6 protein-coding genes are annotated in these 5,399 nt (G+C 48.9%); 3 read left to right on the top strand and 3 right to left on the bottom strand.

The window, feature by feature from the left end; genetic code table 11:
• Positions 1-550: 550 nt before the first annotated feature.
• Both B2118_RS07455 and B2118_RS07450 read right to left on the bottom strand, forming a co-directional pair.
• The gene (locus tag B2118_RS07455) at positions 551-1,081 is read right to left on the bottom strand and encodes an OmpA family protein (protein ID WP_428054692.1); all 531 of its coding nucleotides are present in this window, start codon (positions 1,079-1,081) and stop codon (positions 551-553) included.
• A gap of 357 nt (positions 1,082-1,438) precedes the next feature.
• Positions 1,439-2,398, bottom strand: coding sequence for an alpha/beta hydrolase-fold protein (locus B2118_RS07450; protein ID WP_428054690.1), 960 nt, complete (start codon positions 2,396-2,398; stop codon positions 1,439-1,441).
• Between the two features lie 124 nt (positions 2,399-2,522).
• On the opposite strand from B2118_RS07450, the gene B2118_RS07445 reads away from it, so the two are divergent.
• The 3 genes from B2118_RS07445 (at position 2,523) to dut (ending at position 4,240) form a co-directional block, all read left to right on the top strand.
• Positions 2,523-2,687, top strand: coding sequence for a hypothetical protein (locus B2118_RS07445; protein ID WP_428054688.1), 165 nt, complete (start codon positions 2,523-2,525; stop codon positions 2,685-2,687).
• Positions 2,688-2,772: 85 nt separating this feature from the next.
• A complete protein-coding gene (locus B2118_RS07440; RefSeq protein ID WP_428054686.1) occupies positions 2,773-3,807 on the top strand; it encodes a hypothetical protein in 1,035 nt (344 codons plus the stop codon).
• A gap of 1 nt (position 3,808) precedes the next feature.
• The gene (gene dut, locus B2118_RS07435) at positions 3,809-4,240 is read left to right on the top strand and encodes a dUTP diphosphatase (RefSeq protein WP_428054684.1); all 432 of its coding nucleotides are present in this window, start codon (positions 3,809-3,811) and stop codon (positions 4,238-4,240) included.
• 57 nt (positions 4,241-4,297) lie between these two features.
• On the opposite strand, the gene B2118_RS07430 is transcribed toward dut, so the two are convergent.
• Positions 4,298-5,338 carry a hypothetical protein gene (locus tag B2118_RS07430; RefSeq protein WP_428054682.1) on the bottom strand — a complete coding sequence of 347 codons (1,041 nt, stop codon included), beginning with the start codon at positions 5,336-5,338 and terminating at the stop codon, positions 4,298-4,300.
• Positions 5,339-5,399: the final 61 nt, after the last annotated feature.

The following is a 5,399-nucleotide window of genomic DNA, read 5'->3' as shown; positions in this document are numbered from 1 at the left end:
CAAGCCTTTTTTGGACCCAGACGGAAAAACTCTTTTATACGGCCCTTTTAGGGCCTTTAACGACCAATCAAAAAACAACAAAGAAGCATACTTCGTTTGTCATCCCCGAAGGTCGTAGTCGGGAATCCGTCGTTACGTTGTTTTCGTTTCCTTACGAAACGACAGATCCCCGACAGAAACTCTCGGGGATGACGCTTGTCTTGTTCTTATTCTATTTTCCTTGTCATTCCCGAAGGTCGTAGTCGGGAATCTGTTGTTTGTCGTTGCCGTCATCCTGGAAAGTCGTAGTCCAGGATCTGTCGTTATAAAATAAGGATTAGATACTGGAACGCTCCTCGCCAGCAAACCTTCCAGTATGACTTTTATTTTTACAAACGACCAACAACCCAAGCGGTAGATTCTGAAACAAGTTCAGAATGACCTCTATTTTGATAACAACTACTTCCCCACCCCGGAGAACCGCGCCAAAAGAAAAATCTACATTACCAAACAAAAAACCCCGGGGGAAAAGAAATCCTCCGGGGTAAAAAATGAGCCACAACTTAACTTATTAATAAATGGAATTCCATTGGCGGGTGGTGAACGAAAATTCCACCCGGCGGTTGGTTCTCCGTCCGTCGCTGGAATTATCCAGCGTCAGCGGTCTGTCCTTGCCGTAGGAGTGAATACGGATGCGCTCCGCATTTACCCCGCGGCTGACCAAATAGGCCTTCATCGCCGCGGCGCGGGAAGCCCCCAGCCAGTAGTTATATTCCGCCGTACCCAACACGTCGGTATGGCCTTCCACAATCAAATGCAAGGACGGTTTGTCCTTCATTACGTTGGCTACCTTATCCAAAAAAGGATAGGCGTATTCCGGCGGGCGGATGGAGTCAAATTCGTAAGTAATCGCAGGCAGACGCAGGGTTTTAGCCATACGGGCTTCGCTCTGGTTATAGAGTTTTTCGTTCTTTTTGGCTTGCTCATCAATCACCGGATCGCGCTTGGCAGGACGCGGAATATCCTCGTCGTTCTTTTGGGATGACGCGCACGCAAATAACGCCGCAGAACATAAGAATAATAAAAAGGTTCTTAATTTCATATAAAAATCCTCCTGTTTTGATTATAGCAAAAGCGCGCCCGGCGCGGATAATTTTTATTTTCACACGCGTTATCCACACGCTGTGGACAACCTGTGGATAACTCCCCCGCTACTCTACACTTATCCCCCCAAAAAGGCTTTTTTTCGGGTTCCGGGGGCGCGCGGTTTTCACACCTTGTGGATAAGTCCGTTTTTCTGTGGATAACTTACCCTTTGTATAGGGGGATAAAATAAAAAAACCGATTTTCCCCGTCGGGGATTTGAAAAATGCCCCCTTTTGCTTATTTTTTAAACTTTTTCAAAAAACTGTTGACAAGTTTACTTTTTTTTGCATAAAAAGCCCTTTTTCGGGCATTTTTATTGTTTTTTAAGCGTAATTTTTGTGGAAAACGTGATTTTATCCACACCGCCCTGTATTTTTACGCTCCCGCTTTCGGCCCCGGGCAGCATTTCCAGGGTACCAAGCCCCGCGTTCCAAGTTAAATACGGCGGACTAAACCGCACCACAGGCGGCACATAATCAAACACAAAACCGCCCTTTAAGCGCGCTTTTACGCGCAGGGCAACTGCACCGCCAAGCGTCAATTTAGCGTCCGACACGCGGGCCTCCAAACGCTTTAAAGCGGCTTTACTAGGGGCGGAAAGCAAATACCCAAGCGGCAACGCGCTAAACCAATCTTTGTTATTCCCCCGGTACGACAGCGCAAAATCGCGCCCGTAGGTTTTATTTACCCGCTCCAAAGACGCTTGCGCCGCGGCCAGTTCGCTTTGGCTCCCCGCTACCAAAACGCGCGCGGACGGAGTAAATTCACCCCAGTTTCCCGCTTCGGCACCCGGCGAAAAAAGCGCGAGCGCGCCAAACAAATTAGGCTTATAAAAAAGTTCCTTGGCCACCTTGGCGGCCTTGTCCCCCTGCACGGCCAGCACGCGGCGGTTGGGAGCGGCCAGCGTTAAATAATTGGTATCAATATACGGCACCAACTCGCGCGCTAAAAAGCGCACGATTTTGTCGGCCTCTTTATAATCTTCCTCTTCAAAATTTACCGCCACCGCCAGCACCTGTTCCTTGGCGGCCAAGGCGTGGCCTGCTTCGGCCTGTTTGGGGCCGGGGCCAAACAAATACACCACGGGGTAACGCTTGGAAAGCGGCACAAATTCCTCGGGCAGAAAAACGGTAAGGGTATAATCAGAACCCATAATTTCGGACGGGAAATGTACAAAGGTTTCGCGCCCGGGGTTAATAATCAGGCGGGACTCCTCCGCCCGGCAAACACCTGCGCAAAGCAGGCAGACCAGCAAAAGAAATAATTTTTTCATAGGGGTATTTTACCATATCCCTTAGGCCGGGGCCTAATTTTTATTGGGTCCAAAGACCCTTGTTTGAGCCCAAAGAAACAGGTATTCTATTAATGTATAAGAATAATGAACTTGTGGGGTAACTATGAAAAATCAAACCAATCTGCGCTTTTTGCTGGCGCTGGGCGGAACGAAGATTGTCGTGCTGAAAGAAGCGGACAACTTGCGTTTCTACGCCAATCAAGAAAAGAACCGCTTTAAAGGCGGCGAAAACGCTGAACGCTTGCTGGAAGCCTTTGCCGCAAATTAATTTTTTCTCCTCCTCCTTTCCCCGGGCCCCGCGTCCGGGGTTTTTTATGGTCCGGCCCGCGCGTATATAATGGTATAATAACAATATGAAAAAACACCTTTTACTAGCGGCCCTTTTGTGCGCCGCCTTATCGGCTTCGGCCCAAAACTCCTTGCAACAGGCCCTGCCGCTCTTGCAAAAAAATAACCGCACCGCGGCGGAAAACCAGCGCGTATTGCAACTTTTCCGCTCGTCCAAAGACCCGGACACCGTTTTTGCCGCCGGGGCCAGTTTGGTTAAAAATCCGCCCGCCAAGGCGCAGGAACCCGCCCTTTTTAACTTGGTTTTGAAGAACGACGACGCACTCAAACAAACCTTTGCCGCCGTTATTATTACGGCAATGGGCGCGGTGTATGAGGAATTAACCCCCGTTTTGCAAAACGCCCTGCAAAGCAAAGACCTGGTTTTGCGCGCGTACGCCGCCGGGGCTTATGGCATTATCAACCCCAACGACCAAAACTATGCGCTGGATATCGTGCGCCTGTACGCCTACGACCCGGCCTTTGCAGTGCGCTCTTTAAACGTGCTGACGGACGACGCCAAGGCGCAACTAAAATATTTAAAGCAGGCTTCTGCCTCGGCTGATGATACCACGCGCGCCGCGTCCGCCGCTTGGCTGACCACCCTGCACAGCGAAGGCGCCGCCAAACAACTTTTAAAAATGGCCAAGACGGAAACCGTGCCCTCGGTGCAGAGCCAAATTGCCACCGGGCTTGCCAAAAACCGGGATTACACCTTGGCCGCCACCGCAAAAGAACTCCGCCGCGATTATAATTCCCCCGCTTCGGCCACCTATGCGCTGGCACTCGGGTTTATGACCGGCAACGCCGTGGATACCGTCCGCCAAGGGCTGTTAAGCGCCAACAAGAACGAGCGTATCAACGCCGCCCGCGCCGCCGCGTATATGGCGGGCGTATTATCCAACCCGGACGCGTTTACCTACACGTCGGACAGAGCCTTTGATACCGGGCTTTTAAAAAGTTTAATTCCGCAATTAAAGGTGCTTGCTCAGACGGACGACGAAAACGTACGCATTTACGCGCAAAACGCGCTTACGCAAATTGAAAAATTAATGAACTGATATGCAACAACCCATTATTAAAGCCAAAAAGTTGGACCCGCGCGCTTTGCTTCCGCACCGCGCGCACGCGACGGATTCGGGGGCGGATTTATTCGCCCTGGAACGCACGGTTTTGCCCGCGCACACGGTGGTGAAGGTGCGCACCGGGATTGCCGTGGAACTGCCGGAAAACACCTCGGGCATTATCTGGGGTAAAAGTTCGGTAGAAAGCAAGGGCATCAAGGCTATGGCAGGGCTCGTAGATGCACCGTACCGCGGCGAACTGCTGGTGTGTATGTACAACTTAAACAACAGCGAATTTGTCTTTGAAGCCGGGCAAAAGGTGGCGCAGTTGGTGGTTTTGCCCACGCTGTACCCGTCTTTTGAGGAGGCCGCCGAACTATCGGACACGACCCGCGGAACGGGCGGCTTTGGCAGTACGGGCGCCAAATAATTTAAGTTTAGAAATAACTATCCCCCGGCGTAGCCGGGGGAATTAAAAGAGATAATATTAAGGTTCCGAAATAACTAAATCAGTAATTTGATTTTTCGTACAGGTATTGTCTGTATTCTTATCCCACTGACAAATTAGTTTTTCTATTTTTCCCCCCCTATTACACCCTGCGTATTCAGGGTCTCTCCAATCAGTAGATGAAATAAGACAATTCCACCCCAAGTTTTCTCCGCGCAAATGGATTCCAATGTTAGCATTAGCCGGGCATAAATTTGCATGTCCTGCCCCGTACTTATCTTTAGCCCCCTCTTCCCGATAATACGTCTCAGTTTCGGTAACAAGATCATGCCCGCAAGCATATGGATTACTATCCTGCGGCTCATTCCAAGTATAATAATAAGTATGTTTCTGCAATACACAGCAAGATATATCATCGCTTTCTTTCGGACAATAGCCAGAAGCATCATATTTGCAAGTGGAATAGTTCCAAGTATAAGTAATCTTGGTACTTCCGTCAGAGCAAGTTTCATAATACTTTGCCAAGCCGTTTTTACTAGGGGTACAAGTCTCTTCCCCTTTTTCCGCTTCGCCACAGACCAAATATACTTCGTCCTTGTTCTTTAATTTGAGTTTCTGCCAACTCATTGTTTCCCCACTACAAGCCGGGAGCTTATAACCAAACAAATTAAGTTCGCTCAAATACATATTCTCCGCTTGCATCGTGTAACCTTGTTTGTAATTGCCTATGCGCAAATTGGTTTCAAAATCAAAGTCCGCCGTTCCGTTGCCACTACCCATAAGGGCCGTAGTTCCCACGATAGCCGGCGCGTCATTAAGTTCCAGTTTTCCCCCCGCTATTTTTAAAAGGTTATTTACGCGCAGGGATTTGCCCGTATTGAAACCCTCGTCTGTTGTGCAACCTAAATTCATTTGGCAGGCAGATGTTAAACCGACGTCCATTTGCTTCATTACATCTACTTGGCTATATGCCACATATTTGACAGGGAAATATGTTACCATTGTCATTTTATTGGCACCTGCGGCAAACAACACATTTGTAAGCAACAGTGCACTTAATACGGAAAGAAGTTTCTTCATTTTTTCTCCTTGTTAAGGCCTTTATATTTGAGCAAAACAGCCTTTTATACGCGTTTTTATA

This window comes from Candidatus Avelusimicrobium stercoris (genome assembly GCF_002437085.1).
In the GTDB taxonomy this organism is placed as follows: Bacteria; Elusimicrobiota; Elusimicrobia; order Elusimicrobiales; family Elusimicrobiaceae; genus Avelusimicrobium; species Avelusimicrobium stercoris.
Note: the sequence above shows the minus strand (reverse complement) of the source record. Positions and strands in the feature narration are given on the sequence as shown.